25 protein-coding genes and 1 pseudogene are annotated in these 26,533 nt (G+C 67.2%); 25 read left to right on the top strand and 1 reads right to left on the bottom strand.

Annotated features, from left to right (window positions below; genetic code table 11):
- Positions 1-23 precede the first annotated feature (23 nt).
- The 25 genes and pseudogenes from QMO14_RS13620 to QMO14_RS13500 all read left to right on the top strand — a co-directional run bounded on the left by QMO14_RS13620 (position 24) and on the right by QMO14_RS13500 (position 25,605).
- Complete coding sequence (locus QMO14_RS13620) at positions 24-1,286, top strand: CynX/NimT family MFS transporter (RefSeq protein WP_301507739.1); 1,263 nt, start codon at positions 24-26, stop codon at positions 1,284-1,286.
- Entirely contained in the window at positions 1,283-1,858 is a 576-nt protein-coding gene (locus tag QMO14_RS13615) for a DUF1415 domain-containing protein (RefSeq protein ID WP_301507738.1), read from the top strand. Before QMO14_RS13620 ends, QMO14_RS13615 begins: the two co-directional genes overlap by 4 nt.
- Positions 1,855-2,736, top strand: coding sequence for an SAM-dependent methyltransferase (locus tag QMO14_RS13610; RefSeq protein ID WP_301507737.1), 882 nt, complete (start codon positions 1,855-1,857; stop codon positions 2,734-2,736). Before QMO14_RS13615 ends, QMO14_RS13610 begins: the two co-directional genes overlap by 4 nt.
- Positions 2,737-2,764: 28 nt before the next feature.
- Complete coding sequence (locus QMO14_RS13605) at positions 2,765-3,460, top strand: transposase (RefSeq protein WP_301507736.1); 696 nt, start codon at positions 2,765-2,767, stop codon at positions 3,458-3,460.
- A 186-nt stretch (positions 3,461-3,646) separates the two neighbouring features.
- The gene (locus tag QMO14_RS13600) at positions 3,647-8,404 is read left to right on the top strand and encodes a glutamate synthase-related protein (RefSeq protein ID WP_301507735.1); all 4,758 of its coding nucleotides are present in this window, start codon (positions 3,647-3,649) and stop codon (positions 8,402-8,404) included.
- 170 nt (positions 8,405-8,574) lie between these two features.
- Positions 8,575-10,053, top strand: a complete 1,479-nt coding sequence (locus QMO14_RS13595) for a glutamate synthase subunit beta (RefSeq protein WP_301507734.1) — start codon at positions 8,575-8,577, stop codon at positions 10,051-10,053.
- A 173-nt stretch (positions 10,054-10,226) separates the two neighbouring features.
- Positions 10,227-11,057, top strand: coding sequence for an ABC transporter ATP-binding protein (locus QMO14_RS13590; RefSeq protein WP_301507733.1), 831 nt, complete (start codon positions 10,227-10,229; stop codon positions 11,055-11,057).
- 82 nt (positions 11,058-11,139) lie between these two features.
- On the top strand, positions 11,140-11,922 hold the full coding sequence (gene mlaE / locus QMO14_RS13585) for a lipid asymmetry maintenance ABC transporter permease subunit MlaE (RefSeq protein WP_301507732.1): 783 nt from the start codon (positions 11,140-11,142) through the stop codon (positions 11,920-11,922).
- 136 nt (positions 11,923-12,058) lie between these two features.
- Positions 12,059-12,547 (top strand): outer membrane lipid asymmetry maintenance protein MlaD, encoded by a 489-nt coding sequence (mlaD, locus tag QMO14_RS13580; RefSeq protein WP_019654418.1) that lies wholly within the window; start codon positions 12,059-12,061, stop codon positions 12,545-12,547.
- 26 nt (positions 12,548-12,573) lie between these two features.
- Positions 12,574-13,308, top strand: a complete 735-nt coding sequence (locus tag QMO14_RS13575) for a VacJ family lipoprotein (protein ID WP_301507731.1) — start codon at positions 12,574-12,576, stop codon at positions 13,306-13,308.
- A gap of 174 nt (positions 13,309-13,482) precedes the next feature.
- On the top strand, positions 13,483-14,139 hold the full coding sequence (locus QMO14_RS13570; RefSeq protein WP_301507730.1) for a phospholipid-binding protein MlaC: 657 nt from the start codon (positions 13,483-13,485) through the stop codon (positions 14,137-14,139).
- 16 nt (positions 14,140-14,155) lie between these two features.
- Positions 14,156-14,431, top strand: a complete 276-nt coding sequence (locus QMO14_RS13565; protein ID WP_093196373.1) for a lipid asymmetry maintenance protein MlaB — start codon at positions 14,156-14,158, stop codon at positions 14,429-14,431.
- Between the two features lie 33 nt (positions 14,432-14,464).
- Positions 14,465-15,412 (top strand): ABC transporter ATP-binding protein, encoded by a 948-nt coding sequence (locus QMO14_RS13560; RefSeq protein WP_301507729.1) that lies wholly within the window; start codon positions 14,465-14,467, stop codon positions 15,410-15,412.
- A complete protein-coding gene (locus QMO14_RS13555; RefSeq protein ID WP_301507728.1) occupies positions 15,409-16,173 on the top strand; it encodes an ABC transporter permease in 765 nt (254 codons plus the stop codon). Before QMO14_RS13560 ends, QMO14_RS13555 begins: the two co-directional genes overlap by 4 nt.
- A 122-nt stretch (positions 16,174-16,295) precedes the next feature.
- Positions 16,296-16,538 carry a BolA family protein gene (locus tag QMO14_RS13550; protein ID WP_301507727.1) on the top strand — a complete coding sequence of 81 codons (243 nt, stop codon included), beginning with the start codon at positions 16,296-16,298 and terminating at the stop codon, positions 16,536-16,538.
- 40 nt (positions 16,539-16,578) lie between these two features.
- Complete coding sequence (gene murA / locus QMO14_RS13545) at positions 16,579-17,871, top strand: UDP-N-acetylglucosamine 1-carboxyvinyltransferase (RefSeq protein WP_301507726.1); 1,293 nt, start codon at positions 16,579-16,581, stop codon at positions 17,869-17,871.
- Positions 17,868-18,500 carry an ATP phosphoribosyltransferase gene (gene hisG, locus QMO14_RS13540; RefSeq protein ID WP_301507725.1) on the top strand — a complete coding sequence of 211 codons (633 nt, stop codon included), beginning with the start codon at positions 17,868-17,870 and terminating at the stop codon, positions 18,498-18,500. Before murA ends, hisG begins: the two co-directional genes overlap by 4 nt.
- A gap of 106 nt (positions 18,501-18,606) precedes the next feature.
- Entirely contained in the window at positions 18,607-19,971 is a 1,365-nt protein-coding gene (hisD, locus tag QMO14_RS13535) for a histidinol dehydrogenase (protein WP_301507724.1), read from the top strand.
- An 89-nt stretch (positions 19,972-20,060) separates the two neighbouring features.
- Positions 20,061-20,867 (top strand): hypothetical protein, encoded by an 807-nt coding sequence (locus QMO14_RS13530; RefSeq protein ID WP_301507723.1) that lies wholly within the window; start codon positions 20,061-20,063, stop codon positions 20,865-20,867.
- A gap of 5 nt (positions 20,868-20,872) precedes the next feature.
- Positions 20,873-21,223, top strand: a complete 351-nt coding sequence (locus QMO14_RS13525) for a hypothetical protein (RefSeq protein ID WP_301507722.1) — start codon at positions 20,873-20,875, stop codon at positions 21,221-21,223.
- Positions 21,220-22,317, top strand: a complete 1,098-nt coding sequence (hisC, locus tag QMO14_RS13520; RefSeq protein ID WP_301507721.1) for a histidinol-phosphate transaminase — start codon at positions 21,220-21,222, stop codon at positions 22,315-22,317. The genes QMO14_RS13525 and hisC overlap by 4 nt, the downstream gene beginning before the upstream one ends.
- On the top strand, positions 22,314-22,931 hold the full coding sequence (gene hisB, locus QMO14_RS13515; RefSeq protein WP_301507720.1) for an imidazoleglycerol-phosphate dehydratase HisB: 618 nt from the start codon (positions 22,314-22,316) through the stop codon (positions 22,929-22,931). Before hisC ends, hisB begins: the two co-directional genes overlap by 4 nt.
- A 19-nt stretch (positions 22,932-22,950) precedes the next feature.
- A complete protein-coding gene (gene hisH / locus QMO14_RS13510) occupies positions 22,951-23,610 on the top strand; it encodes an imidazole glycerol phosphate synthase subunit HisH (protein WP_301507719.1) in 660 nt (219 codons plus the stop codon).
- A gap of 63 nt (positions 23,611-23,673) precedes the next feature.
- Positions 23,674-24,414 (top strand): 1-(5-phosphoribosyl)-5-[(5-phosphoribosylamino)methylideneamino]imidazole-4-carboxamide isomerase, encoded by a 741-nt coding sequence (gene hisA / locus QMO14_RS13505; RefSeq protein ID WP_106935539.1) that lies wholly within the window; start codon positions 23,674-23,676, stop codon positions 24,412-24,414.
- A 19-nt stretch (positions 24,415-24,433) separates the two neighbouring features.
- Positions 24,434-25,605, top strand: a pseudogene (locus tag QMO14_RS13500) (AAA family ATPase).
- A gap of 9 nt (positions 25,606-25,614) precedes the next feature.
- On the opposite strand, the gene QMO14_RS13495 reads toward QMO14_RS13500, so the two are convergent.
- Positions 25,615-26,532 (bottom strand): amino acid ABC transporter substrate-binding protein, encoded by a 918-nt coding sequence (locus tag QMO14_RS13495; protein ID WP_301507718.1) that lies wholly within the window; start codon positions 26,530-26,532, stop codon positions 25,615-25,617.
- Between the last annotated feature and the right edge of the window lies 1 nt (position 26,533).

The raw sequence follows: 26,533 nt of genomic DNA, 5'->3' as shown, positions 1-26,533 counted from the left end.
GTGCGAAGCACCAAGGTACTCCGATGAGCGGCCAGGCCGGGCGACCCCGCATACCCGCCGCGGCGCTGGCCGTGCTCGTGGGCGGCGTCAGCGGATCGCTGCACCTGGGCAAGCTGCCGCCCGCCGTGCCGGCGTTGCAGGCATCGCTGGGCATCGACCTGGTCGAGGCGGGGTTCCTGCTCTCGCTGGTGCAGGTCGCGAGCATGACGCTGGGGTTGCTGGCCGGCCTGGCGGCCGACACCATCGGGCTGCGCCGCAGCATGCTGACGGGGCTGGTCGTGCTGACTGTCGCCAGCCTTCTCGGCGGTGCCGCCGGCACCGGGCTTGGCGGCGGCGGAGCGCATGCCGTGCAGTGGCTTCTGGTGCTGCGGGCCGTGGAGGGCGTCGGTTTCCTGCTGGCGGTGATGCCGGGGCCCGGGCTGATCCGCGCCCTGACGCCACCGGGCGCCGACAAGGCTGCGCTGGGCCTGTGGGGCGCCTACATGCCGCTGGGCGTGGCCCTCGCGCTTCTTCTCGGCCCCGCGCTGATCGGCTGGGGCGGCTGGGTGGACTGGTGGTGGGCGCTGTCGGCCGTCTCGGCTGGAGCGGCGCTCTGGCTCTGGATCGCCGTGCCCGCCGACCGACTCCGTCCGTCTGCGGCGGGGCCTGCTTCCGGCGGGTGGGCGTCGCGGCTGCGCGCCACCACTGGCGCGCGTGCGCCCTGGCTGGTCGCGCTGACCTTCGCCGTTTACTCGTCGCAATGGATCGCGGTGATCGGCTTCCTGCCTGCCATCTACGCGGGGGCGGGCGTGCCGGCTGCCTGGAGCGCGGTGCTCACCGCGCTGGCGGCGGCGATGAACATCGCCGGCAACCTTGCGGGCGGGCGCTGGCTGCAGCGCGGCGTCGCGCCCGAGCGCCTGCTGCAGCTTGGCTTCCTGACGATGGCGCTGGGCGGCGTGGCCGCCTTTGCGCAGATGGGGCAGGGCGCCGAGGCGGCGGGCCTGCCGCCGGCTGTGCGCTACATCGCCGTGTGCGCCTTCTCGCTGGGCGGCGGCATGGTGCCTGCCACGCTGTTCATGCTCGGCGTGCGGCTGGCGCCAGGGCCGTCCACCGTGTCGACCACCATCGGATTGATGCAGCAGGCCTCTTCGCTGGGGCAGTTCCTGGCACCACTCGCGGTGGCTTGGCTGGCGCATCGCGTCGGCGGCTGGCAGTGGACCTGGACGGCCACGCTGGCCTGCTCGCTGGTGGGCATGGCAGTCGCACGGCGCCTGGGGCGCATTCGCCCCGCTGCGGAGATGGCATGACCCTACCGGCGACAATTGCAGCCCTCCAGGCCGAAGCCGACACGCGGCGCTGGCTCGAGCGCGCGGTGATCGGCCTCAACCTGTGCCCCTTCGCGAAGGCCGTGCACGTGAAGGGGCAGATCCACTACGCGGTGTACGAGCCTGCCGAGGAGACCGACCTGATGGAGGCGCTGCTGGCCCAGGCTCGGGATCTCGTGGCGCTCGACGCCGCCGTGCGCGACACAACCCTTCTGATTGCACCGAACGCCTTGCCTGACTTTCTGGATTTCAACGACTTCACGGCGCGCGCCGAGCGCCGGCTCGCGCGCGCCGGTTTCGATGGCGTGCTGCAACTCGCGAGCTTCCATCCGCGGTTCCAGTTCGCCGGCACCGAGGCCGACGACATCGGCAACGCGACCAACCGCGCGCCGTACCCCACGCTGCATCTCCTGCGCGAGGACAGCGTGAGCCGCGCGGTCGAGGCCTTTCCCGGGGCGGAGGCGATCTTCGAGCGCAACATCGACACGCTCGAAGAGCTTGGGGCGCAAGGCTGGGCCGAACTGGACGTCGGGCCGGGGAGCGCCAAGCCATGAACACGAAGACCGCACCCAAGACGAACAAGGCCGCGAAGGCCGATGCCGAACTGGCCGAGGTCCTGCGCCCCGGCCAGTCGGTCGAGCTGCTCAAGGAACTGCACATCCTGACCCGCGAGGGCCGGCTCAACCAGGACTCGCGGCGCAAACTCAAGCAGGTCTACCACCTGTTCCAGTTCATCGAGCAGCTGCTGCGGGAGCTGCCGGAGGAGGGCGCGGGCGCCACGCTGGCGGATCATGGAGCGGGCAAGTCGTACCTGGGCTTCATCATCTACGACCTGTTCTTCCGGGCGCGGCAGGGCGGCAACGGCCATGTCTATGGCATCGAGACGCGCGGCGAGCTGGTCGAACGCTCGCGCGAGCTGGCGAAGCGACTGGGCTTCGAGCGCATGTCGTTCCTGAACCTCACGGTGGCCGAATCCGCGCAGTCGGGCGAGTTGCCGTCGCAGATCGACGTGGTCACCGCCCTGCATGCCTGCGACACCGCCACCGACGACGCCATCGCCTTCGGCCTGGCCAAGAAGGCGCGCTGCATGGTGCTGGTGCCCTGCTGCCAGGCCGAGGTGGCCGCCTGCCTGCGCGAGACCAAGGCACTCGCGCTCTCGCGCACGCCGCTGGCCGAGCTGTGGCGCCATCCGCTGCACACGCGCGAGATCGGCAGCCAGCTCACCAACGTGCTGCGCTGCCTGTATCTGGAGGCCAACGGCTACAGCGTCACCGTCACCGAGCTGGTCGGCTGGGAGCACAGCATGAAGAACGAGCTGATCCTGGCGCGATACACCGGGCAGCGAAAGGCGAGCGCGGCCGCGCGGCTGCGCGAGCTGCTGGCGCAGTTCGGGCTCGACAGGCTGGGCGACACGCGCTTCAGCATCGCCTGACGCCGGCTCGCAGGCCGCCTGGCTCTCCATGGCCCGTCTTCCCCGTCTCACGCTGGCCGACGTGCCGCATCACGTGATCCAGCGCGGCAACAACCGCCAGCCGATCTTCACGGACCGCGCCGACCACGAGAAACTGCTCGCCCTGCTGGCCGAGAACGCCACGCGCTTCGGCATCGCGGTGCACGCCTACGTGCTGATGGACAACCATTTCCACCTGCTGGCCACGCCCGCCAGCGTCACTGGGCTGCCGCAGTTCATGCAGTCGGTGGGCCGGGCCTATGTGCGCTACTTCAACGACCGGCATGGCCGCAGCGGCACGCTGTGGGAAGGGCGCTACAGGTCGACGCTGATCCAGACCGAGCGCTACCTGCTCACCTGCATGGCCTATATCGACCTCAACCCGGTGCGGGCGGGCATGGTGGCCGATGCGCGCGACTTCCCGTGGTCCAGCCACGGCCACTACGCCGGCCTGCGGCACGACAAGCTGCTGACACCGCACCCGCTGTACTGGCAGCTCGGCAACACGCCGTTCGCGCGGGAGGCCGCGTATGTCGAGTTGGTGCGTGCCGGCGTGCGCGCGGCCGACCAGACGGCGCTGACCGAAGCCACGTTGCGGGGCTGGGCGGCGGGCGACGAGGACTTTCTCGACAGCCTGCAGAAGTCCACCGACCGCCGCGTGGTCAAAGCCAAGGCCGGGCGGCCGCCTTCGACGCCTCAATCCTGACCTGGAAAGCTTTTTCAATCCATTGCCCGGATTGGCTTTTCTGCTCCTGTTTTTGATGTGTCCCTAATTTAATTCCTATCGAAAAACTCAACATTTAAATAGAATCTGACCCCTATTAAAGTGTTTGGCATTCTTTGTGCAACGCAATATGCTCCCTTTCCCTGCGAAAACTGAAGGAGCGCGCCCATGACGACGGCTGCCGAGATTCAACATCTCCAAGAACACGGTCTGTATTCCGCTGCCGACGAGCACGATGCCTGCGGCGTCGGCTTCGTTGCACACATCAAGGGCGAAAAGAGCCATGCCATCGTGCTGCAGGGCTTGAAGATTCTTGAAAACCTCGACCATCGCGGCGCAGTGGGCGCTGACAAGCTGATGGGCGACGGCGCCGGCATCCTGATCCAGCTGCCCGACCACCTGTACCGCGAGGAAATGGCGAAGCAGGGCGTCACGCTGCCCCCGCCGGGCGAGTACGGCGTCGGCATGATCTTCCTGCCGAAGGAACACGCCTCGCGCGAAGCCTGCGAACAAGAGATGGAACGGGCCATCAAGGCCGAAGGCCAGGTGCTGCTCGGCTGGCGCGACGTGCCGGTCAACCGCGACATGCCCATGTCGCCCACCGTGCGCGAAAAGGAACCGCTGCTGCGCCAGGTCTTCATCGGCCGCGGCAACGACGTGATCGTGCAGGATGCGCTGGAGCGCAAGCTCTACGTGATCCGCAAGACCGCCAGCGCCAACATCCAGCGCCTGAAGCTCAAGCACAGCAAGGAATACTACGTTCCCAGCATGTCGAGCCGCACCGTGGTCTACAAGGGCCTGCTGCTGGCCGACCAGGTCGGCACCTACTACCTCGACCTGCAGGACAAGCGCTGCGTCTCGGCCCTGGGCCTGGTGCACCAGCGCTTCTCGACCAACACCTTCCCCGAGTGGCCGCTGGCCCACCCGTACCGCTACGTCGCCCACAACGGCGAAATCAACACGGTCAAGGGCAACTACAACTGGATGAAAGCCCGCGAAGGCGTGATGTCGTCGCCGGTTCTGGGCGCCGACCTGCAGAAGCTGTACCCCATCAGCTTCGCCGGCCAGTCCGACACCGCCACCTTCGACAACTGCCTCGAGCTGCTGACGATGGCCGGCTACCCCATCAGCCAGGCCGTGATGATGATGATTCCCGAGCCCTGGGAACAGCATGCCACCATGGACCCGCGCCGCCGCGCGTTCTATGAGTACCACGCCGCCATGCTCGAGCCGTGGGACGGCCCGGCCTCCATCGTCTTCACCGACGGCCGCCAGATCGGCGCCACGCTCGACCGCAACGGCCTGCGTCCCTCGCGCTACTGCGTGACCGACGACGACCTGGTCATCATGGCCTCCGAATCGGGCGTGCTGCCCGTGCCCGAGCAGAAGATCGTGCGCAAGTGGCGCCTGCAGCCCGGCAAGATGTTCCTCATCGACCTGGAGCAGGGCCGCATGATCGACGACGAGGAGGTCAAGGCCAACCTCGCCAACAGCAAGCCCTACAAGCAGTGGATCGAGAACCTGCGCATCAAGCTCGACAGCGTGCAGGCCGAGCCGGTCGCCGCGCCGCTCTCGCAAGTTGCGCTGCTCGACCGCCAGCAGGCCTTCGGCTACACCCAGGAAGACATCAAGTTCCTGATGAGCCCCATGGCGCAAGCCGGCGAAGAAGGCATCGGCTCCATGGGCAACGACAGCCCGCTGGCCGTGCTCTCGAGCAAGAACAAGCCGCTGTACAACTACTTCAAGCAGCTGTTCGCGCAGGTGACGAACCCGCCGATCGACCCGATCCGCGAAGCGATCGTGATGTCGCTGGTGTCCTTCATCGGCCCCAAGCCGAACCTGCTGGACATCAACCAGGTCAACCCGCCGATGCGGCTCGAAGTGAGCCAGCCGATCCTCGACTTCGCCGACATGGCAAAGCTGCGCGACATCGGCAAGTACACGCAGGGCAAGTTCAAGAGCTACGTGCTCGACATCACCTACCCGCTCGCATGGGGTGACGAAGGCGTCGAAGCCAAGCTGGCCTCGCTGTGCGCCGAAGCGGTGGACGCCATCAAGGGTGGCCACAACATCCTGATCATCAGCGACCGCGGCGTGAGCCCGACGCAGGTGGCCATTCCCGCCGTGCTGGCGCTGTCGGCAGTGCACCAGTACCTGGTTCGCGAAGGCCTGCGCACCACCGCCGGCCTGGTGGTGGAGACCGGTTCGGCGCGCGAAGTGCATCACTTCGGCGTGCTCGCGGGCTACGGCGCGGAAGCCGTGCATCCCTACCTCGCCATGGAAACGCTGACGGCCATGCACGCCGACCTGCCGGGCGAGCTGAGCGCCGACAAGGCGGTCTACAACTACGTCAAGGCCATCGGCAAGGGCCTGTCGAAGATCATGTCGAAGATGGGTGTCAGCACCTACATGAGCTACTGCGGCGCCCAGCTGTTCGAAGCCATCGGCCTGAACAGCGAGACGGTCAACAAGTACTTCACCGGCACCGCCAGCCGCGTGGAAGGCATCGGCGTCTTCGAGATCGCCGAGGAAGCCATCCGCATGCACAAGGCCGCCTTCGGCGACGACCCGGTGCTCGCCAACATGCTCGACGCCGGCGGCGAATACGCCTGGCGCACGCGCGGCGAGGAGCACATGTGGACGCCCGACGCCATCGCCAAGCTGCAGCACAGCACGCGCTCCAACAACTGGAACACGTACAAGGAATACGCGCAGCTCATCAACGACCAGAACCGCCGCCACCTCACGCTGCGCGGCCTGTTCGAGTTCAGGATCGACCCCGCAAAGGCCATTCCGGTCGACGAGGTCGAACCCGCTGCCGAGATCGTCAAGCGCTTCGCCACCGGCGCGATGTCGCTGGGCTCCATCAGCACCGAGGCGCACTCGGTGCTGGCCGTGGCCATGAACCGCATCGGCGGCAAGAGCAACACCGGCGAAGGCGGTGAAGACCCGGCGCGTTATCGCAACGAGCTCAAGGGCATCCCGATCAAGCAGGGCGACACGCTCAAGAGCGTGATCGGCGCTGCCAACGTCGAGGTCGACATGCCGCTGCGCGACGGCGACTCGCTGCGCTCGCGCATCAAGCAGGTCGCGTCGGGCCGCTTCGGCGTCACGGCCGAGTACCTGCACTCGGCCGACCAGATCCAGATCAAGATGGCCCAGGGCGCCAAGCCGGGCGAGGGTGGCCAGCTGCCGGGCGGCAAGGTCACCGAATACATCGGCAAGCAGCGCTATGCCGTGCCGGGCGTGGGCCTCATCTCGCCGCCGCCGCACCACGACATCTACTCGATCGAAGACCTGGCGCAGCTCATCCACGACCTGAAGAACACCGCGCCGCACGCCAGCATCAGCGTGAAGCTGGTGAGCGAGATCGGCGTGGGCACCATCGCTGCCGGCGTGGCCAAGTGCAAGAGCGACCATGTCGTGATCGCCGGCCATGACGGCGGCACGGGCGCATCGCCCTGGTCGTCGATCAAGCATGCAGGCAGCCCGTGGGAGATCGGCCTGGCCGAGACGCAGCAGACGCTGGTGCTCAACCGCCTGCGCAGCCGCATCCGCGTGCAGGCCGACGGCCAGATGAAGACCGGCCGCGACGTCGCCATCGGCGCGCTGCTGGGGGCCGACGAGTTCGGCTTTGCCACGGCGCCGCTGGTGGTCGAGGGCTGCATCATGATGCGCAAGTGCCACCTGAACACCTGCCCGGTGGGCGTGGCCACGCAGGACCCGGTGCTGCGCAAGAAGTTCTCCGGCAAGCCCGAGCACGTCGTCAACTACTTCTTCTTCGTTGCCGAAGAAGTGCGCCAGATCATGGCCCAGCTGGGCATCCGCAAGTTCGACGACCTGATCGGCCGTGCCGACCTGCTCGACATGCGCAAGGGCATCGAACACTGGAAGGCCGCCGGCCTCGATTTCAGCCGCCTGTTCGCGCTGCCGAACGTGCCGGCCGAGGTGCCGCGCTTCCATGTCGAGAACCAGGACCACGGCCTCGACAAGGCGCTGGACGTCAAGCTCATCGAGAAGTCGCGCCCCGCCATCGAAAAGGGCGAGAAGGTGCAGTTCATCGAGGTGGCGCGCAACGTCAACCGCTCGGTGGGTGCGATGCTCTCGGGCGCGCTGACCAAGGTGCACCCGCAGGGCCTGCCTGACGACTCGATCCGCATCCAGCTCGAAGGCACGGGCGGCCAGTCGTTCGGCGCCTTCCTGGCGCGCGGCATCACGCTGTACCTGATCGGCGACGCCAACGACTACACCGGCAAGGGCCTTTCGGGCGGCCGGGTGGTGGTGCGTCCCAGCCTCGACTTCCGTGGCGAGGCCGCGCGCAACACCATCGTCGGCAACACCGCGCTGTACGGTGCGACCACCGGCGAGGCCTACCTGTGCGGCGTGGCCGGCGAGCGCTTCGCGGTGCGCCTTTCGGGCGCCACGGCGGTCATCGAAGGCACCGGCGACCACGGCTGCGAATACATGACCGGCGGCACGGTGGCCGTGCTCGGCAAGACGGGCCGCAACTTCGCGGCCGGCATGAGCGGCGGCGTCGCCTTCGTCTACGACGAGGACGGCCAGTTCGCCACGCGCTGCAACCTCTCGATGGTCTCCCTCGAGAAGGTGCTGACTTCGGCCGAGCAGACCGCCAGCGTGCACCGCAAGATCTGGCACGGCGGCGAGACCGACGAGGCCCAGCTGAAGAAGCTGCTCGAGGAGCACCACCGCTGGACCGGCAGCAAGCGCGCGCGCGAGCTGCTCGACAACTGGGCCGTGTCGCGCACCAAGTTCGTGAAGGTGTTCCCGAACGAATACAAGCGCGCGCTGGCCGAGCTGCACGACCGCAAGGTCGAGCTCACGAGCAGCGGCAACAACGCGCACATCGGCCTGGAGCCGCACGCGCTGGCAGCTCCCGCACCGCAGTCGGCCCCGGCCGCAGCTTGAAGATCAACCAAAACAGAATTAACTCCTGTACGGCATGCAGCGCGTGAAACTGTCGCAGCCCCTTCGGGGAACACCGCGGAACCGGCTTTGCCGGGCCGCTGGTGTTGCCCCCTTGAGGGGGGAGGCGGCTACACGCAGCGAGCAAGCAACGGGGGTGTAAAGGAATCACGATGGGAAAGATCACCGGCTTCATGGAGCATGAGCGTATTGAAGAAGGCTACAAGCCTGTCTCCGACCGCCTCAAGCACTACAAGGAATTCGTCGTCGGCCTGAATGCCGAACAGGCCAAGGTGCAGGGCGCGCGCTGCATGGACTGCGGCACGCCGTTCTGCAACAGCGGCTGCCCGGTCAACAACATCATTCCGGACTTCAACGACCTCGTGTACCGCAACGACTGGCAGAACGCCTTCGCGGTGCTGGAGTCGACCAACAACTTCCCCGAGTTCACCGGCCGCATCTGCCCCGCGCCCTGCGAGGCAGCCTGCGTGCTCAACGTGAACGACGACGCGGTCGGCATCAAGTCGCTGGAACACGCGATCATCGACCGCGCCTGGGACGAAGGCTGGGTGGCGCCGCGCGCCGCCAAGCACAAGACCGGCAAGAAGGTTGCGGTGGTGGGTTCGGGTCCGGCCGGCATGGCGGCTGCACAGCAGCTCGCGCGCGCCGGCCATGACGTGACGCTCTTCGAGAAGAACGACCGCATCGGCGGCCTGCTGCGCTACGGCATCCCCGACTTCAAGATGGAGAAGTCGCACATCGACCGCCGCGTCGAGCAGATGAAGGCCGAAGGCGTGGTGTTCCGCACCGGCGTGATGGTCGGCGCCGCGAAGGACCCGCTGGGCAAGGGTTCCAAGGTCACGAACCTGGCCAAGGAAACCGTCACGCCCGAACAGCTGCAGAAGGAGTTCGACGCAGTGCTGCTGACCGGCGGCGCCGAGCAGTCGCGCGACCTGCCCGTGCCGGGCCGCGATCTCGACGGCATCCACTTCGCAATGGAGTTCCTGCCGCAGCAGAACCGCGTCAACGCGGGCGACAAGGTCAAGGGCCAGCTGCGCGCCGACGGCAAGCACGTCATCGTCATCGGTGGCGGCGATACCGGCTCCGACTGCGTGGGCACCAGCAACCGCCACGGCGCGGCCAGCGTCACGCAGTTCGAACTGATGCCGCAGCCGCCGGAGGAAGAAAACCGCCCGCTGACCTGGCCGTACTGGCCGATCAAGCTGCGTACCAGTTCGAGCCATGAAGAGGGCTGCGAGCGCGAGTTCGCGATCTCCACCAAGGAATTCATCGGCGAGAAGGGAAAAGTCACCGGCCTGAAGACCGTTCGCGTCGAATGGAAGGACGGCAAGATGCAGGAAGTGGCCGGCAGCGAGCAGGTGCTCAAGGCCGACCTGGTGCTGCTCGCCATGGGCTTCGTGAGCCCCGTGGCCACCGTGCTCGATGCCTTCGGCGTGGAAAAGGATGCGCGCGGCAACGCCCGGGCGACGGTCGATTTCATCGGCGGCTATGCCACCAATGTTCCGAAGGTCTTTGCGGCCGGCGACATCCGCCGCGGACAGTCGCTGGTGGTGTGGGCGATCCGCGAAGGCCGTCAGGCAGCTCGTTCGGTGGACGAGTTTCTGATGGGCTTCAGCGATCTGCCTCGCTGAGGAAGAGGGAAGAGGATTCCCGTGGGCCGTTGTCCACGGATTCCTGACGGGGGTCTGACGACTGCCGCTCCGAATTTTGTTTCAATTCCGCGGGGCCGGGCACGGCCCCGTTATCATCCGCGTCAAACCGCATGCCGGGATGCTTGAAAGAGCGCCCCGGCTTTTTTATTGAGATGGACACCGCCCCTTCGCCGCCACATCCCTTCGTAGAGTTTCGCGACGTCAAGTTCGGCTATGGTGCGCGCGCCATCCTCGACGGCGTCTCGTTTGCCGTACCGCGAGGCAAGGTGACGGCGCTGATGGGCGCTTCGGGCGGCGGCAAGACCACCGTGCTGCGCCTGATCGGCGGACAGCAGAAGGCGCAGCGCGGCGAGGTGCTCTTCGACGGCAGCGACGTTGGCGGGCTCGATGCGGGCGCCCTCTACGCCGCGCGGCGGCGCATGGGCATGCTGTTCCAGTTCGGCGCGCTCTTCACCGACATGAGCGTGTTCGACAACGTGGCGTTTCCGCTGCGCGAGCACACGCAACTTTCCGAGGCTCTGGTGCGCGACGTGGTGCTCATGAAGCTCGACGCCGTCGGCCTGCGCGGTGCGCGCGACCTGATGCCCAGCGAGGTGTCGGGCGGCATGGCGCGGCGCGTGGCGCTGGCGCGGGCCATTGCGCTCGATCCCGATCTCGTGATGTACGACGAGCCCTTCGCCGGCCTCGACCCGATCTCGCTGGGCACGGCCGCGCGGCTGATCCGCCAGCTCAACGACGCGCTGGGGCTCACCAGCATCATCGTGTCGCACGATCTGGAGGAAACCTTCCGCATCGCCGATCACGTGATCATCCTGGCCAATGGCGGCATCGCCGCGCAGGGCACGCCCGCCGAGGTGCGCGAGAGCGCCGATCCGCTGGTTCATCAGTTCGTGAATGCGCTGCCCGACGGGCCGGTGCATTTCCACTATCCCGGCGTCAGCATCGAAGACGACTTCGGGAATGTCGAAGGAGGGCGTTCATGAGCGCTGCGCTGGGCCGCCCCGAGCAAGCGAAGGCCCCCTTGGGGGGCAGTGAGGACGCGAAGTGCCTAAGGTGGGGGGACGTATGACCTGGTGGAAGCCCGCCGACGTCGGTTTCGCCGCGCGCAGCCACCTGGCCAACCTGGGCCATGGCGCGAAGCTCTTCATGCGCCTGGTCGGACCGGGCGCGCAGATCATGCGCCGCTTCGGGCTGGTGCGCGACCAGATCCATTTCCTGGGCAACTACTCGCTGGCGATCATCGGCGTGTCGGGCCTGTTCGTGGGCTTCGTGCTCGGGCTGCAGATGTACTACGCGCTGCAGCGCTACGGTTCTTCCGAGGCGCTGGGCCTGCTGGTCGCGCTGAGCCTGGTGCGCGAACTCGGGCCTGTGGTGGCTGCACTGCTGTTCACGGGCCGCGCGGGCACCTCGCTGACGGCGGAGATCGGCCTCATGAAGGCCGACGAGCAACTGAGCGCCATGGAGATGATGGCCATCGACCCGGTGCAGCGCGTGCTCGCGCCGCGTTTCTGGGCCGGCGTGATCACCATGCCGTTGCTGGCGGCGGTTTTCAGTGCGGTCGGCATCATGGGTGGCTACGTGGTGGGCGTGCTGATGCTGGGCGTGGACCCAGGCGCGTTCTGGGGCCAGATGCAGGGCGGCGTCGACGTGTGGCGCGACGTCGGCAACGGCGTCATCAAGAGCATCGTCTTCGGCTTCACAGTGACCTTCATCGCACTGCTGCAGGGCTACGAAGCCCAGCCCACGCCCGAAGGCGTGTCGCGCGCGACCACGCGCACGGTGGTGACGGCCTCGCTGGCTGTCCTGGGGCTCGATTTCCTGCTGACAGCCATGATGTTCAGCATATGAATGAGCAAACCCCCAGGCTCGCGCACTTCGCGTGGCCGCCAACCCCCGTGCAGGGGCAACACCAGCGGCCCGGCAAAGCCGGCCCCGCGGTGTTCCCCCGATTGAGCCAGTCCGTAGGTATTTAGGAAGAGTCGATATGCAACGTTCCAACAACGACATCTGGGTCGGCCTGTTCGTCCTGATCGGCGCGGCGGCACTGCTGTTCCTCGCGCTCCAGTCGGCCAACCTGCTGAGCCTGAATTTCCAGAAGACCTATTCGGTCACCGCGCGCTTCGACAACATCGGCGGCCTCAAGCCGCAGACCGCCGTGAAGAGCGCGGGGGTGGTGGTCGGCCGCGTGGAATCCATCTCCTTCAACGACAAGACCTTTCAGGCAGACGTCACACTGGCTTTGCAAAACCGCTACAGTTTTCCCAAGGACAGCTCGCTCAAGATCCTGACCAGTGGCCTGCTCGGCGAGCAGTACATCGGGATCGAGGCGGGCGCCGAGGACAAGAACTTGCAGGCCGGCGACACCATCACCGCGACCCAGTCGGCCGTGGTGCTGGAAAATCTGATCAGCCAGTTCCTGTACAGCAAGGCGGCGGAGGGAAATTCAACGCCTGGAACAGCCAACAAGAAATGAAAACACGATCTTCTTTGTCTTTTGCTATGAATAACGTAGCAAGCCGGGCCCGCTGGATTGGCGCCGGCGCGGTACTCGCCCTGGCCGCCGGCTGCGCGACCGGCCCCAACGCCAACCCCGCCGATCCCTTCGAGCCGTTCAACCGGGGCGTCTCGCGCTTCAACGACGCCGTCGACGATGCCGTGCTGGTGCCCGCGGCCACGGCCTACCAGAATGCGCTGCCCTCGATGGTGCGCACCGGCGTGAACAACTTCTTCAACAACATCGGCGACGTCTGGAACCTGGTCAACAACGTGGCCCAGCTCAAGCTGCAGAACAGCGCCGAGACCTTCATGCGGCTGAACGTCAACACCATCTTCGGCCTCGGCGGCGTGCTGGACGTGGCGACCGAAGCGCGCCTGCCGCGCCACGACGAAGACTTCGGCCAGACCCTGGGCCACTGGGGCGTGGGCGCTGGCCCGTACGTGGTGCTGCCGCTGATGGGCTCTTCCACGCTGCGCGACACGGCCGCCAAGCCGTTGGACATCTGGGGCGACCCGTTGGGCCACGTGGAAGACATTCCGTGGCGCAATTCGCTGACGGTGCTGCGCGTCGTCGACACGCGATCGCAATACCTGCGCGCGAGCCGCCTGCTGGGCGACGCGGCGCTCGACAAGTATTCGTTCACGCGGGATGCGTACCTGCAGCGCCGACGCAGCCAGGTCTATGACGGAAATCCGCCGGACGACGGCGGCGGCATGGACAACGGCGCCGATAAATAAATAAGTAACCACAGAAAAAGCACCGCCGGGAAGAGGAGTGCTTGCATCCGGTTGCAAGGCTTCACCTCCCGGACAGGAACCCCGTCGGCCCCGTGGGGCTCGAAGCCGTTCCTGTCTCAGCAGCCGGTTTTTCCGGGTGCCTGCGGATTTTCAAACTTGAATGAGGGACTCTCCATGAACAACAAGACCCTGCAACGTCGCGATCTCGGCCGCTTTGTGCTGGCTGGCGCACTGCTGTTCGGTGCCGCTGTCGCCTTCGTCCAGCCCGCCCGTGCCGCCGACGAAGCGCCCGACGCGCTCGTCAAGCGCCTGTCGACCGACGTGCTCGAAACCATCAAGGCCGACTCGTCCATCAAGTCGGGCGACGTGAACAAGATCATGGTGCTGGTCGACAGCAAGATCATGCCGAACGTCAACTTCCAGCGCATGACCGCATCGGCTGTCGGTCCGGCCTGGCGTACCGCCACCCCCGAGCAGCAGAAGCGGCTGCAGGACGAGTTCAAGGCCCTGCTGGTCCGCACCTACGCAGGCGCGCTCGACCAGGTGACCGACCAGACCGTCACCATCCGTCCGTTCCGTGGTTCGCCCGACGACAAGGACGTGCTGGTGCGCACCGAGGTCCGCGGCCGCGGCGATCCGGTCCAGCTCGACTACCGTCTCGAGAAGACCCCCGGCCAGGGCGCCGGCTGGAAGGTCTACAACCTGAACGTGCTGGGCGTCTGGCTGGTCGATACCTATCGCACCCAGTTCGCGCAGGAAATCAACAAGAGCGGCATCGACGGCCTGATCGCCGCGCTCGCCGCGCGCAACAAGGGCAACGGCAAGGGCTGAGACGGAGCTGCGCGCGATGCTGGTCCTGCCCGCCCGACTCACCCATGACGAGGCCCCCGCCTGCATGCGCATGCTGCAGCAGGGGCTCAAGGGCCAGGCCGATTCGTCGTCCACCGTGGTCGACGCGACGGCGCTGACCCAGTTCGATTCGTCGGCACTGGCCGTGCTGCTCGAATGCCGGCGCGAGTCGAGCGCGCTGGGCCGCGGTTTCTCGGTAAAAGGGCTGTCGCCCCGGCTGCGCGAGCTGGCCGCGCTGTACGGCATTGCGGGCCTTTTGCCCGCCGCGCCCTGAAAAAGTAACGGCACCTTAAAATCGCGGGCTCCCATGCCCGCGATCTCATTCCAGTCGGTCTCCAAGACCTATCCCCCTTCCAGACAGCAGAAAGCCCAGGGCAAGTCCGGGCTCAAGGCGGTCGACGAGGTCAGCTTCCAGATCGAGGAGGGCGAGTTCTTCGGCCTGCTCGGCCCGAACGGCGCGGGCAAGACCACACTGATCAGCATGCTCGCGGGCCTTTCGCGGCCCACGGCGGGCGCCATCAGCGTCCACGGATTCGACGTGCAGCGCGACTACGCGCAGGCGCGCCGCCAGCTCGGCATCGTGCCGCAGGAGCTGGTGTTCGACCCCTTCTTCAATGTGCGCGAGTCGCTGCGCATCCAGTCGGGCTACTTCGGCATCACCAACAACGAAGCCTGGATCGACGAGCTGCTGCAGAGCCTGGGCCTCGCCGACAAGGCCACGGCCAACATGCGCCAGCTCTCGGGTGGCATGAAGCGCCGCGTGCTGGTTGCGCAGGCGCTGGTGCACAAACCGCCGGTGATCGTGCTCGACGAGCCCACCGCCGGCGTCGACGTCGAACTGCGCCAGACGCTGTGGCAGTTCGTCGCCAGGCTCAACAGGCAGGGCAGTACCGTGCTGCTCACCACCCACTATCTCGAAGAGGCCGAGGCGCTGTGCAGCCGCATCGCGATGCTCAAGCTGGGCAAGGTGATCGCGCTCGACCGCACCAGCGAGCTGCTGAAGTCGGCCGCGAGCAACGTGCTGCGCTTCAAGACCGACGCGATGCTGCCCTGGGCCATCGCCCAGCATGCGCGCATCACCGGGCGCATCGTGCAGCTGCCGGCGCAGAACGCGCATGAAGTCGAACAACTGCTGGCCGCCATTCGCGAAGCCGGCGTCGCGGTGGAAGACGTGGAAATGCGCAAGGCCGACCTGGAAGACGTGTTCATCGACCTGATGGCCGGCGAGCAGACCCCGCTGGAGGTCGCAAGATGATGGCGGTCACCGGCTGGCGCGCGCTGCTCTACAAGGAGACGCTGCGCTTCTGGAAGGTCGGCTTCCAGACCGTGGGCGCGCCGGTGCTCACCGCGTTGCTGTACCTGATGGTGTTCGGCCACGTGCTCGAAGACCATGTGAAGGTTTACGGCACGGTGGGCTACACCGCCTTCCTCGTTCCCGGCCTGGTGATGATGAGCGTGCTGCAGAACGCCTTCGCCAACAGTTCGTCGTCGATCATCCAGAGCAAGATCATGGGCAACCTGGTCTTCGTGCTGCTCACGCCGCTGTCGCACTGGGGCTGGTTCCTCGCTTACGTGGGCTCGTCGGTCATCCGCGGGCTGGCGGTGGGGCTGGGCGTGTTCGTGGTGACGGTGCTGTTCGCTCAGCCGAGCTTCGTCGCGCCGGTGTGGATCCTGGTGTTCGCGCTGCTGGGCTCGGCCATGCTGGGCACGCTGGGGCTCATCGCCGGCCTCTGGGCCGAGAAGTTCGACCAGATGGCGGTGTTCCAGAATTTCCTGATCATGCCCATGACCTTCCTGTCGGGCGTGTTCTATTCGATCGGCTCGCTGCCGCCGTTCTGGCAGAAAGTCAGCCACCTGAACCCGTTCTTCTACATGATCGACGGCTTCCGCTACGGCTTCTTCGGCGTGAGCGATGCCTCGCCCTGGCTCAGCCTGGGCATCGTCGGCACCGCCTGGCTGGTGGTGAGCGCGATCGCCATCCACCTGCTTCGCATCGGCTACAAAATCCGGGGCTAGACAATGGCTCTCCCCCAGGCTTCGCGCACTTCGTGTCGCTTCGCCAACCCCCTTCCGGGGGCAACACCTGCGGCCCGGCAAAGCCGGTTCCGCGGTGTTCCCCCAATGAATACCTGCCTCAAATGACTGCTGCCGAACTTCAAGCCATCATCACCGCCCACCTGCCGTGCGAGCACATCTCGCTGGAGGGCGATGGCCGACATTGGTACGCGACCATCGTCTCGGCCGAATTCGAGGGCAAGCGCTCGATCCAACGCCATCAGCGGGTCTATGCCACCCTGGGTGCGAAAATGCACACCGACGAGGTGCATGCGCTTTCCATGAAGACGTACACGCCGGCCGAGTGGGCGGCGGTGGAAAAATAACTCCCGGCCCCTCGCGGCCCCTGATTTCGCTGGAACTTCGATGGACAAACTTCTGATTCGCGGCGGGCGAGAGCTCCGCGGCGAAGTACTCATTTCCGGCGCCAAGAATGCTGCGCTGCCCGAACTGTGCGCGGCCCTGCTGACCGACCAGCCCGTGGTGCTGCACAACGTGCCGCGCCTGCAGGACGTGTCGACCATGCTCAAGCTGGTGCGCAACATGGGCGTCACGGCCGAGCGAGACGACAACGGCACCGTGCGCCTGAATGCTGCCGACCTGACCAACCCCGAGGCGCCCTACGAGCTCGTGAAGACCATGCGCGCCTCGGTGCTGGCCCTGGGCCCGCTGCTGGCGCGCTTCGGCCATGCCAAGGTGTCGCTGCCGGGCGGCTGCGCCATCGGCTCACGGCCGGTCGACCAGCACATCAAGGGCTTGCAGGCCATGGGCGCCGAGATCGTGGTCGACCACGGCTACATGGTCGCGCGCCTGCCGGCAGGGCGCACGCGGCTGAAGGGCGCGCGCATCCTGACCGACATGGTCACCGTCACCGGCACCGAGAACTTCCTCATGGCCGCCGCGCTGGCCGAGGGCGAGACGCTGCTGGAGAACGCCGCCCAGGAGCCCGAGATCGTCGACCTGGCCGAAATGCTGATCCGCATGGGCGCGAAGATCGAAGGCCACGGCACCAGCCACATCCGCATCCAGGGCGTCGAGAAGCTGCACGGCTGCGAACATGCCGTGGTGGCCGACCGCATCGAGGCAGGCACCTTCATGTGCGCCGTCGCGGCCACGGGCGGCGAGGCCTTCCTGCGCCATGCGCGCGGCGACCACCTCGATGCCGTGATCGACAAGCTGCGCGACGCCGGCTGCACCGTCAAGCCCGAAAAAGACGGCGTGCGCATCAGCTCCAAAGGCCCGGCCTGGGAGCACCTGAAGGCGCAAAGTTTCAGCACCACCGAATACCCCGGCTTCCCGACCGACATGCAGGCCCAGTTCATGGCCCTGAACGTGATCGCGCGCGGCGCCTCGATGGTCACCGAGACCATCTTCGAGAACCGCTTCATGCACGTGAACGAGATGGTGCGCCTGGGCGCCCACATCCACGTCGAAGGCAAGGTGGCGATGGTCGAGGGCGTGCAGCAGCTCTCGGGCGCCACCGTGATGGCCACCGACCTGCGCGCGTCCGCCAGCCTCGTCATCGCCGGCCTCGTGGCCGAGGGCGAGACGCTGGTCGACCGCATATACCACCTCGACCGGGGCTACGACCGCATGGAAGCCAAGCTGCGCGGCCTCGGCGCCGACATCGAACGACTGACCGGAGCCGCAGCCGCATGATTACTTTGGCGCTTTCCAAAGGCCGCATCTTCGAGGAGACGATGCCCCTGCTGGCTGCCGCCGGCATCGAGGTCACAGAAGACCCCGAGAAGTCGCGCAAGCTCATTCTCGAAACCACCCGCCCCGACGTGCGCGTGGTGCTGGTGCGCGCCTCCGACGTGCCCACCTACGTGCAGTACGGCGGCGCCGACCTCGGCGTGACCGGCCTCGACGTGCTGCTGGAGCACGGCAACCAGGGCCTGTACCAGCCGCTCGATCTGCGCATCGCAGCCTGCCGCCTGAGCGTGGCCGTGCGCGCCGACTACGACTACGCCTCGGCCGTGAAGCAGGGCTCGCGCCTGCGCGTGGCCACCAAGTACGTGGGCCTCGCGCGCGACTTCTTCGCCAGCAAGGGCGTGCACGTCGACCTGATCAAGCTCTACGGCAGCATGGAACTGGCGCCGCTCACCGGCCTGGCCGACGCCATCGTCGACCTGGTCTCCACCGGCAACACGCTCAAGGCCAATCACCTCGTCGAGGTGGAGCGCATCATGGACATCAGCGCGCGCCTCGTCGTCAACCAGGCCGCGCTGAAGCTCAAGCGCGAGCCGATGCGCCACATCATCGACGCGTTCGCTTCCGCGATATGAGGCTCTCCCCCAGGCTTCCCCACTTCGTGTGGCCCGCCAACCCCCTCGCCGGGGGCAACACCTGCGGCCCGGCGAAGCCGGTTCCGCGGTGTTCCCCGAAAAGATCATGAAAGCTACACCTTCTCGCCTCACAACCACATCCGCCTCCTTCGACGCTGAATTCAAGGCGCGGCTGCATTGGTCGGCGGACGCCGACGCGGCCATCGAGAAGGTGGTGGCCGACATCCTCGCCGACGTGCAGAAGCGCGGCGACGAGGCGGTGCTCGAATACACGCGCCGCTTCGATGGCCTCGGCGCTGCTGCGGTGCCCGAACTGGAGCTGACTCAGGCTGACTTCAAGGAGGCCTTCGACTCGCTGCCCGAAGACCAGCGCGCCGCATTGCAGGCTGCCGCCGACCGCGTGCGCAGCTATCACGAGGCCCAGAAGAAGGCCAGCGGCGAGAGCTGGAGCTACCGCGACGCGGACGGCACGCTGCTGGGCCAGAAGGTCACGCCGCTCGACCGCGTGGGCATCTACGTGCCGGGCGGCAAGGCGGCCTATCCGTCGAGCCTGCTGATGAATGCGATCCCGGCCCACGTGGCAGGCGTCGGCGAAATCATCATGGTGGTCCCGACGCCCGTGAAAGGCAGCGTGGCAACCGGCGGCGCAGGCGGGCAGTCGTCCACGAAGGGCGAGCGCAATGTGCTGGTGCTCGCCGCGGCCTATGTGGCCGGCGTGACCCGCGCGTTCACCATCGGCGGCGCCCAGGCCGTGGCCGCACTGGCCTACGGCACCGCAACCATCCCCGCCGTCGACAAGATCACCGGCCCCGGCAACGCCTACGTGGCCGCCGCCAAGCGCCGCGTGTTCGGCACGGTGGGCATCGACATGATCGCGGGCCCCAGCGAGATCCTGGTGCTGGCCGACGGCACCACGCCGCCCGAGTGGGTGGCGATGGACCTGTTCAGCCAGGCCGAGCACGACGAGCTGGCCCAGAGCATCCTGCTGTGCCCCGATGCCGCCTACATCGACCGCGTGCAGGTCGAGATCGACCGCCTGCTGCCCACGATGCCGCGCGCGGAGATCATCGCCGCCTCGCTCAACGGCCGTGGCGCGCTGATCCACACGAAGAGCATGGAAGAGGCCTGCGAGATCAGCAACCGCATCGCCCCCGAGCACCTGGAAGTGAGCAGCGGCGAGCCGAGCCGCTGGGAGCCGCTCTTGCGCCACGCCGGTGCGATCTTCCTCGGCGCCTTCACCAGCGAGAGCCTGGGCGACTACTGCGCCGGGCCGAACCACGTGCTGCCCACCAGCGGCACGGCGCGTTTTTCGAGCCCGCTGGGCGTGTACGACTTCCAGAAGCGCTCCAGCCTGATCGAGGTCAGCGAGGCCGGCGCGCAGGTGCTGGGCCCGGTCGCGGTGACGCTGGCCGAGGGTGAAGGCCTGCAGGCGCACGCCGAGGCTGCCCGCATGCGGCTGCGTAAGATCTGAAGTCCAACAACAACCCGCATGCGGGGGGAGCACGCCTGATGATCGATCGTCTTTTCGGTTTGCGTTTCAGTTTGCGTTCGGGTTCGCGTTTGTCCAGATTTGCCGCCATGGCCATCGCGGGCGCCGCGCTGCTGGGCGCCTGCAGCCAGATGCCGCAGGCGCCGCGCGAATCGGTGGCCGCCACCACCACGCCCAGCGCCGCTGCGCCTGCAGCACCCGCGCCGCAGCTCGGCACCCAATGGGGCGAGGGCATCGAATCGAAGACCCGCACGGTCGCCGCCAAGCGCCTCTCCGATCGCCCCGACGACATCGCCTCGCTGGGCTACAACGAAGCCTCCGCCGTGCGCCGCGCGGTGGGCGGCAACCCCGAGCGGCGCCTGAGTCTGATGCTGGCCGACGGCGACGTCGAATGGTCAGTGCTCGACGAGGACGGCCGTCCGCTGCCGCTGCAGCGGGCCCGCCGCGGAGCCGGCGGAGACGACATGTTCCGCCTGGCCGGTGTCGAGGGTTCGCGCTACACGCTGCGCTTTCGCAACCTGAGCGAGCGCAGCTACGAGGTGATCGCCACGGTCGACGGCCTGGACGTGCTCAACGGCAAGCCCGGCAGCCTGCGCAACGGCGGCTACGTGCTGCGTCCGCTGCAGTCGCTGACCATCGAGGGCTTCCGCAAGAGCCAGAACGAGGTGGCGGCCTTCCGCTTTTCCGCGCCCGGCCGCGCCTATGCCGCCAACACCGAGGCCGGCGACCTGCGCAACATCGGCGTGATCGGCGCCGCGCTGTTCGAGCTGGAGGAGCGCGACGCGCCCCGCCGCCAGCGCCGCGACGCAGCCCCGGCGCAGCCCAGCGCCTTCCCGGCCGACGGCGCCTACGCGCCTGCGCCGCGCTACCGCAAGTGAGCCCCATGAAGCGTGCTGCCTTCCTGCTGCTCGTACTGGCGGCGGCCGTAACCAGCGTGCAGGCCATGAGCATCCGCGAACTGCGCACGCTCGAAGCCGGCGAGAAGGATGGCAAGGCCTACGCCAGCTACTACCTCGTCGGCGTGCTCGAAGGTTTGCGCGAAGGCGTCGAGGCCTCTCAGCGCAACGGGCAGAAGCCCATCTTCTGCGTCGAGGGCCGCCGCCTCGAGCCCTCCATGGCGCGCTCGCTCTATCAGACGGAGCTGAGCCGCAACGCCGACAGTTACGAAGCCGACATGCCAGTGCAACTGGTCATGGCCGGCGCCCTCCGAAACAGCTACCGCTGCACCCGATGACCGCTGCTCCTTCCGAACCCGCCCGTCTTCCGCTCGACCGCATCCGCGAGGACGTGCGGTCCATGAACGCCTACGCGGTGCAGGACGCCACCGGCTTCATCAAGCTCGACGCCATGGAGAACCCCTTTGGCCTGCCGCCAGCGCTGCAGGCCGAACTTGGCGCGCGGCTGGGCGCGCTGGCGCTGAACCGCTACCCGGGCGAGCGCGGCGCCGACCTGCGCCGCGCGCTGGCCGCGCATGCGCAGATGCCCGAGGGCTTCGAGCTGATGCTGGGCAACGGCTCGGACGAGCTGATCTCGCTGCTGGCCATCGCCTGCGACAAGCCCGGCGCCACCGTGCTGGCGCCCGTGCCCGGCTTCGTCATGTATGCCATGAGCGCAAAGCTACAGGGGCTGCGCTTCGTCGGCGTGCCGCTCACGGCCGACTTCGAACTCGACGAGGCCGCCATGCTGGCCGCCATCGAGCGCGAGAAGCCGGCCATCGTGTACCTCGCGTACCCGAACAACCCGACGGCCAACCTCTGGGACGACGCGGTGCTGGAGCGGATCGTCGAGGCCCAGGGCGCGCAGGGCGGCCTGGTGGCAATCGACGAGGCCTACCAGCCCTTCGCCGCGCGCAGCTACATCGACCGGCTGGCCAGGCACAGCCACGTGCTGCTGATGCGCACCCTCAGCAAGTTCGGCCTGGCCGGCATCCGCCTGGGCTACCTCATGGGCCCGGCGGCGCTGGTCGCCCAGATCGACAAGGTGCGCCCGCCCTACAACATCAGCGTGCTGAACTGCGAGTGCGCGCTCTTCGCGCTGGAGCACGCCGACGTGTTCGAGGCGCAGGCCCGGCAGATCCGCGAGGAGCGCGAGCGCCTGATGATGGGGCTCGGCCGCCTGCCCGGCGTGAAGACCTGGCCCAGCGACGCCAACATGATTCTTTTGCGCGTGCCCGATGCCGCCAAGACCTTCGAGGGCATGAAGGCGCACGGAGTGCTGGTGAAGAACGTTTCTAAAATGCACGAACTGCTCGCAAACTGCCTGCGCCTTACCGTCGGAACGGCCGACGAGAATGCGCGGATGCTCGCGGCACTCGAAGCCTCACTATGACCACCCCCACCAACCCGGGCAGCGCCGATCGCACAGCGACGGTCACCCGCAACACCGCCGAGACGAAGATCACCGTCAGCGTCAACCTCGACGGCACCGGCAAGGCCAAGCTCGCTACCGGTATCGGTTTTTTCGACCACATGCTCGACCAGATCGCCCGCCACGGGCTGATCGACCTCGACATCGACTGCCAGGGCGACCTGCACATCGACGGCCACCACACGGTGGAAGACGTCGGCATCACGATGGGCCAGGCCGTGGCCAAGGCCATCGGCGACAAGAAGGGCATCCGCCGCTACGGCCACGCCTACGTGCCGCTGGACGAAGCCCTGAGCCGCGTCGTCATCGACTTCTCGGGCCGTCCGGGCCTGGTGATGCACGTGCCCTTCACCAGCGGGATGATCGGCGCCTTCGACAGCCAGCTCACCTACGAGTTCTTCCAGGGCTTCGTGAACCACGCCTTCGTCACGCTGCACATCGACAACCTCAAGGGCGTCAACGCGCACCACCAGTGCGAGACGGTGTTCAAGGCCTTCGCGCGCGCCATGCGCGGCGCGCTCGAGTTCGATCCGCGTTCGGCCGGCGTCATTCCCTCGACCAAGGGCTCGCTCTGAACGCGTTCGTCAATCAGCTATGAAATCTGTAGCAGCCAACACCGTCGCGGTCGTCGACTACGGCATGGGCAACCTGCACTCCGTGTCGCAGGCCGTGCGCCATGCGGCCGACCAGGTCGGCGTGGAAGTGTTCGTCACCTCCGACCCCGACGTGGTCCGCAAGGCCACCCGCGTGGTGCTGCCGGGGCAGGGCGCCATGCCCGACTGCATGCGCGAGCTGCGCGACTCGGGCCTGCAGGAATCGGTGCTCGAGGCGGCGGCCAGCAAGCCGCTCTTCGGTGTGTGCGTGGGCATGCAGATGATGCTGTCGCGCAGCGACGAGGGCCCGACCGACGGCCTGGACCTCATTCCCGGCGAGGTGGTCAAGTTCGACCTGGCCGGCCGCCTGCAGCCCGACGGCAGCCGCTTCAAGGTGCCGCAGATGGGCTGGAACCAGGTGCGCCAGGCCCAGCCGCATGCGGTATGGGCCGGAGTGCCCGACCTCAGCTATTTCTATTTCGTGCACAGCTTCTATGCCCGCCCGGCCGACCCCAGACACAGTGTGGGCGAGGCGGAATATGGGGCGAGCTTTACCGCGGCCATCGCACGCGATAACATTTTTGCAACCCAGTTCCACCCGGAGAAGAGTGCGGACCATGGGCTGCAGCTATATCGCAATTTCCTCCACTGGAATCCCTGAACCTATTTTTCCGGCCGGGCCCACGCTTCGACAGCCCGGATTTCGCACACTCGCGTCACTTCCATGCTCCTCATTCCCGCCATTGATCTCAAAGACGGCCACTGCGTTCGCCTCAAGCAGGGCGACATGGACCAGTCCACCATCTTCAGCGAAGACCCCGCCGCCATGGCCCGCAAGTGGGTCGAGGCGGGGGCACGCCGGCTGCACCTGGTCGATCTGAACGGCGCCTTCGCCGGCAAGCCGCAGAACCACGCGGCGATCAAGGCGATCCTGAAGGAAGTGGGCGACGACATCCCGGTGCAGCTCGGCGGCGGCATCCGCGATCTCGACACCATCGAGCGCTACATCGACGACGGCCTGCGCTACGTGATCATCGGCACCGCCGCGGTCAAGAACCCCGGCTTCCTGAAGGACGCCTGCAGCGCCTTCGGCGGCCACATCATCGTGGGCCTGGACGCCAAGGATGGCAAGGTCGCCACCGACGGCTGGAGCAAGCTCACGGGCCACGAGGTGGCCGACCTGGGCAAGAAGTTCGAGGACTACGGCGTCGAGTCGATCATCTACACCGACATTGGCCGCGACGGCATGCTCTCTGGCATCAACATCGAGGCCACCGTCAAGCTGGCGCAGGCGCTCACCATCCCGGTGATCGCCTCGGGCGGCCTGTCGAACATGGCCGACATCGACAAGCTCTGCGCGGTCGAGTCCGACGGCGTCGAGGGCGTGATCTGCGGCCGCGCCATCTATTCGGGCGACCTCGACTTCGCCGCCGCGCAGGCCCGCGCGGACGAACTGGCCGCCTGACGCATTCACTGCGCAGCGCGTGCTCTCCGCGCTCGCCATCGCCAATTACCGATCTCTGAGGCAGCTGACCGCGCCGCTGGGCCGGCTCACGGTCGTGACCGGGGCCAACGGCAGCGGAAAGTCGAGCGTGTACCGCGCGATGCGGCTTCTGGCCGACATCGCCAACGGCGGCGTGATCCGCTCCCTGGTGCGCGAGGGCGGGCTCTCATCCACGCTGTGGGCCGGGCCCGAGCGCTTCTCTGCCGCCATGCTGCGCGGCGACGTGCCGGTGCAGGGCACCACCCGCAGCGAGCCCGTGGCGCTGAAGCTGGGCTTCGCCGGCGCCGAGGCCGAAGACTTCGGCTACGCCATCGACATCGGCCTGCCGCCGCCGATTCCGTCCACCGCGTTCTCGCACGACCCGCAGATCAAGCACGAAGCCATCTGGAGCGGCCCGCTGCTGCGGCCCTCCACGCAACTGGTCGACCGCAAGGGCGCCGCGCTGCGGCTGCGCGACGGCAAGGGCTGGCAGGCCGTCGGCCGGCCGATTCCCGCCTTCGCCAGCATGATGACCGAGCACGCCGACCCGCGCGACGCGCCCGAGATGCTCACGCTGCGCGAGCAGATGCGCTCCTGGCGCTTCTACGATCACTTCCGATCGGACGCCGACGCGCCCGCGCGCCAGCCGCAGCTGGGCACCTACACGCCGGTGCTCGCCAACGACGGCACCGATCTGGCTGCCGCGCTGCAGACCATCCGCGAGATCGGCGACGGCGAAGCGCTCGACAGCGCCGTGGATGACGCCTTTCCGGGCGCCGGCATCGAGATCCGCGTGAACGGCGACCGCTTCGAGACGCTGATGCACCAGCACGGCCTGCTGAGGCCCCTGACAGCCGCCGAGCTGTCCGACGGCACGCTGCGCTACCTGTTGTGGATCGCGGCGCTGCTCACGCCGCGCCCGCCCGCGCTGCTGGTGCTCAACGAGCCCGAGACAAGCCTGCATCCCGATCTGCTGCCGGCCTTGGGGCGGTTGATTGCGCAGGCCGCGCGGCAGTCGCAGGTGATCGTGGTGTCCACGCCGCCCGGCTGATCGCCGCGCTGGACGACAGCGAAGGCCTGCAGCCGGTGGTGCTCGAAAAGCAGTTCGGCGAAACGCGCATCGCGAATCTCGACATGAGCGAGATCCCGCGATGGGAGTGGCCTGCGAGATAGGAAGCCTGTCTATTCGGCCTTCACCGACATCGTCTGAATGATCGTTTCCAGCTGCGCGCTCATCGGCAGATTGATGCTCTCGCCCGAGGGCAGCTTGCGCAGGAACCAGCGCTTGTACTGCCGCTCGATCTCGCCGTCTTCCGCCAGCACCTGGAAGGTGTCGACGACCACCTTGTTCAGCTGCGGATCGCCTTTGCGGTACATGATCCCGTAGGGGTCGTAGGAGAGGAAGTCGCCGACCACCTCGTAGTCGGACTTCGCGGCGTCCTTGGCGATCAGGCCGTAGAGCAGCACGTCGTCGGTGGCGAAGGCGTCGGCCTGGCCGCTCTTCACCAGGCCGAAGGATTCGGCGTGGTCGCGCGCCACCAGCAGATCGATGTTGAGCTTGAACTTCTGCGACAGCTCGCGCAGCGTCTTCTCGTTGGTGGTTCCGGCGGTCACCGCCACCTTGCGGTTGGCGAGGTCGCGGAACGACTTGATCGGCGAGCCCTTCTTCACCAGCACCTTGGTGCCCGAGACGAACATCGTGGGCGAGAAGCTCACGCGCTTCTGGCGCTCGAGGTTGTTGGTGGTGGAGCCGCATTCCAGGTCGACCTTGCCGCTCGCGACCGCGTCGATGCGCGAGTCGGAGGTCACGGGCACCCACTTGATGGCGAGGCTCTTGTTGACCGCGTCCTCGATGGCCGTCACCAGCGCGCGGCACAACTCGATCGAATAGCCGATGGGCTCGCCGCGTGCATTGAGATACGAGAACGGCACCGACGACTCGCGGTAGCCGATGGTGATGGCGCCGGTCTCGCGGGCCTTGGCCAGCGTGCCGCTGAGCTGTTCCTGCGCCCGCGCGGGCGTCGCGGGCAGGACGGCAGCAAGGACCACGGCTGCCAGCAGCGCGGCAAAAGCGGATGGCAGCGTGCCGATGCGCTTCATG

Source organism: Variovorax sp. CAN15 (assembly GCF_030462475.1).
Lineage (GTDB): Bacteria > Pseudomonadota > Gammaproteobacteria > Burkholderiales > Burkholderiaceae_C > Variovorax.
This window is presented reverse-complemented; position numbering and strand designations above follow the sequence as displayed.

What these genes read in the sequence shown, in the direction of transcription:
- QMO14_RS13620 (WP_301507739.1), top strand. Translation starts at nt 24, where the DNA reads ATGAGCGGCCAGGCCGGGCGACCCCGCATACCCGCCGCGGCGCTGGCC.
- QMO14_RS13615 (WP_301507738.1), top strand. Translation starts at nt 1,283, where the DNA reads ATGACCCTACCGGCGACAATTGCAGCCCTCCAGGCCGAAGCCGACACG.
- QMO14_RS13610 (WP_301507737.1), top strand. Translation starts at nt 1,855, where the DNA reads ATGAACACGAAGACCGCACCCAAGACGAACAAGGCCGCGAAGGCCGAT.
- QMO14_RS13605 (WP_301507736.1), top strand. Translation starts at nt 2,765, where the DNA reads ATGGCCCGTCTTCCCCGTCTCACGCTGGCCGACGTGCCGCATCACGTG.
- QMO14_RS13600 (WP_301507735.1), top strand. Translation starts at nt 3,647, where the DNA reads ATGACGACGGCTGCCGAGATTCAACATCTCCAAGAACACGGTCTGTAT.
- QMO14_RS13595 (WP_301507734.1), top strand. Translation starts at nt 8,575, where the DNA reads ATGGGAAAGATCACCGGCTTCATGGAGCATGAGCGTATTGAAGAAGGC.
- QMO14_RS13590 (WP_301507733.1), top strand. Translation starts at nt 10,227, where the DNA reads ATGGACACCGCCCCTTCGCCGCCACATCCCTTCGTAGAGTTTCGCGAC.
- mlaE (WP_301507732.1), top strand. Translation starts at nt 11,140, where the DNA reads ATGACCTGGTGGAAGCCCGCCGACGTCGGTTTCGCCGCGCGCAGCCAC.
- mlaD (WP_019654418.1), top strand. Translation starts at nt 12,059, where the DNA reads ATGCAACGTTCCAACAACGACATCTGGGTCGGCCTGTTCGTCCTGATC.
- QMO14_RS13575 (WP_301507731.1), top strand. Translation starts at nt 12,574, where the DNA reads ATGAATAACGTAGCAAGCCGGGCCCGCTGGATTGGCGCCGGCGCGGTA.
- QMO14_RS13570 (WP_301507730.1), top strand. Translation starts at nt 13,483, where the DNA reads ATGAACAACAAGACCCTGCAACGTCGCGATCTCGGCCGCTTTGTGCTG.
- QMO14_RS13565 (WP_093196373.1), top strand. Translation starts at nt 14,156, where the DNA reads ATGCTGGTCCTGCCCGCCCGACTCACCCATGACGAGGCCCCCGCCTGC.
- QMO14_RS13560 (WP_301507729.1), top strand. Translation starts at nt 14,465, where the DNA reads ATGCCCGCGATCTCATTCCAGTCGGTCTCCAAGACCTATCCCCCTTCC.
- QMO14_RS13555 (WP_301507728.1), top strand. Translation starts at nt 15,409, where the DNA reads ATGATGGCGGTCACCGGCTGGCGCGCGCTGCTCTACAAGGAGACGCTG.
- QMO14_RS13550 (WP_301507727.1), top strand. Translation starts at nt 16,296, where the DNA reads ATGACTGCTGCCGAACTTCAAGCCATCATCACCGCCCACCTGCCGTGC.
- murA (WP_301507726.1), top strand. Translation starts at nt 16,579, where the DNA reads ATGGACAAACTTCTGATTCGCGGCGGGCGAGAGCTCCGCGGCGAAGTA.
- hisG (WP_301507725.1), top strand. Translation starts at nt 17,868, where the DNA reads ATGATTACTTTGGCGCTTTCCAAAGGCCGCATCTTCGAGGAGACGATG.
- hisD (WP_301507724.1), top strand. Translation starts at nt 18,607, where the DNA reads ATGAAAGCTACACCTTCTCGCCTCACAACCACATCCGCCTCCTTCGAC.
- QMO14_RS13525 (WP_301507722.1), top strand. Translation starts at nt 20,873, where the DNA reads ATGAAGCGTGCTGCCTTCCTGCTGCTCGTACTGGCGGCGGCCGTAACC.
- hisC (WP_301507721.1), top strand. Translation starts at nt 21,220, where the DNA reads ATGACCGCTGCTCCTTCCGAACCCGCCCGTCTTCCGCTCGACCGCATC.
- hisB (WP_301507720.1), top strand. Translation starts at nt 22,314, where the DNA reads ATGACCACCCCCACCAACCCGGGCAGCGCCGATCGCACAGCGACGGTC.
- hisH (WP_301507719.1), top strand. Translation starts at nt 22,951, where the DNA reads ATGAAATCTGTAGCAGCCAACACCGTCGCGGTCGTCGACTACGGCATG.
- hisA (WP_106935539.1), top strand. Translation starts at nt 23,674, where the DNA reads ATGCTCCTCATTCCCGCCATTGATCTCAAAGACGGCCACTGCGTTCGC.
- QMO14_RS13495 (WP_301507718.1), bottom strand. Translation starts at nt 26,532, where the DNA reads ATGAAGCGCATCGGCACGCTGCCATCCGCTTTTGCCGCGCTGCTGGCA.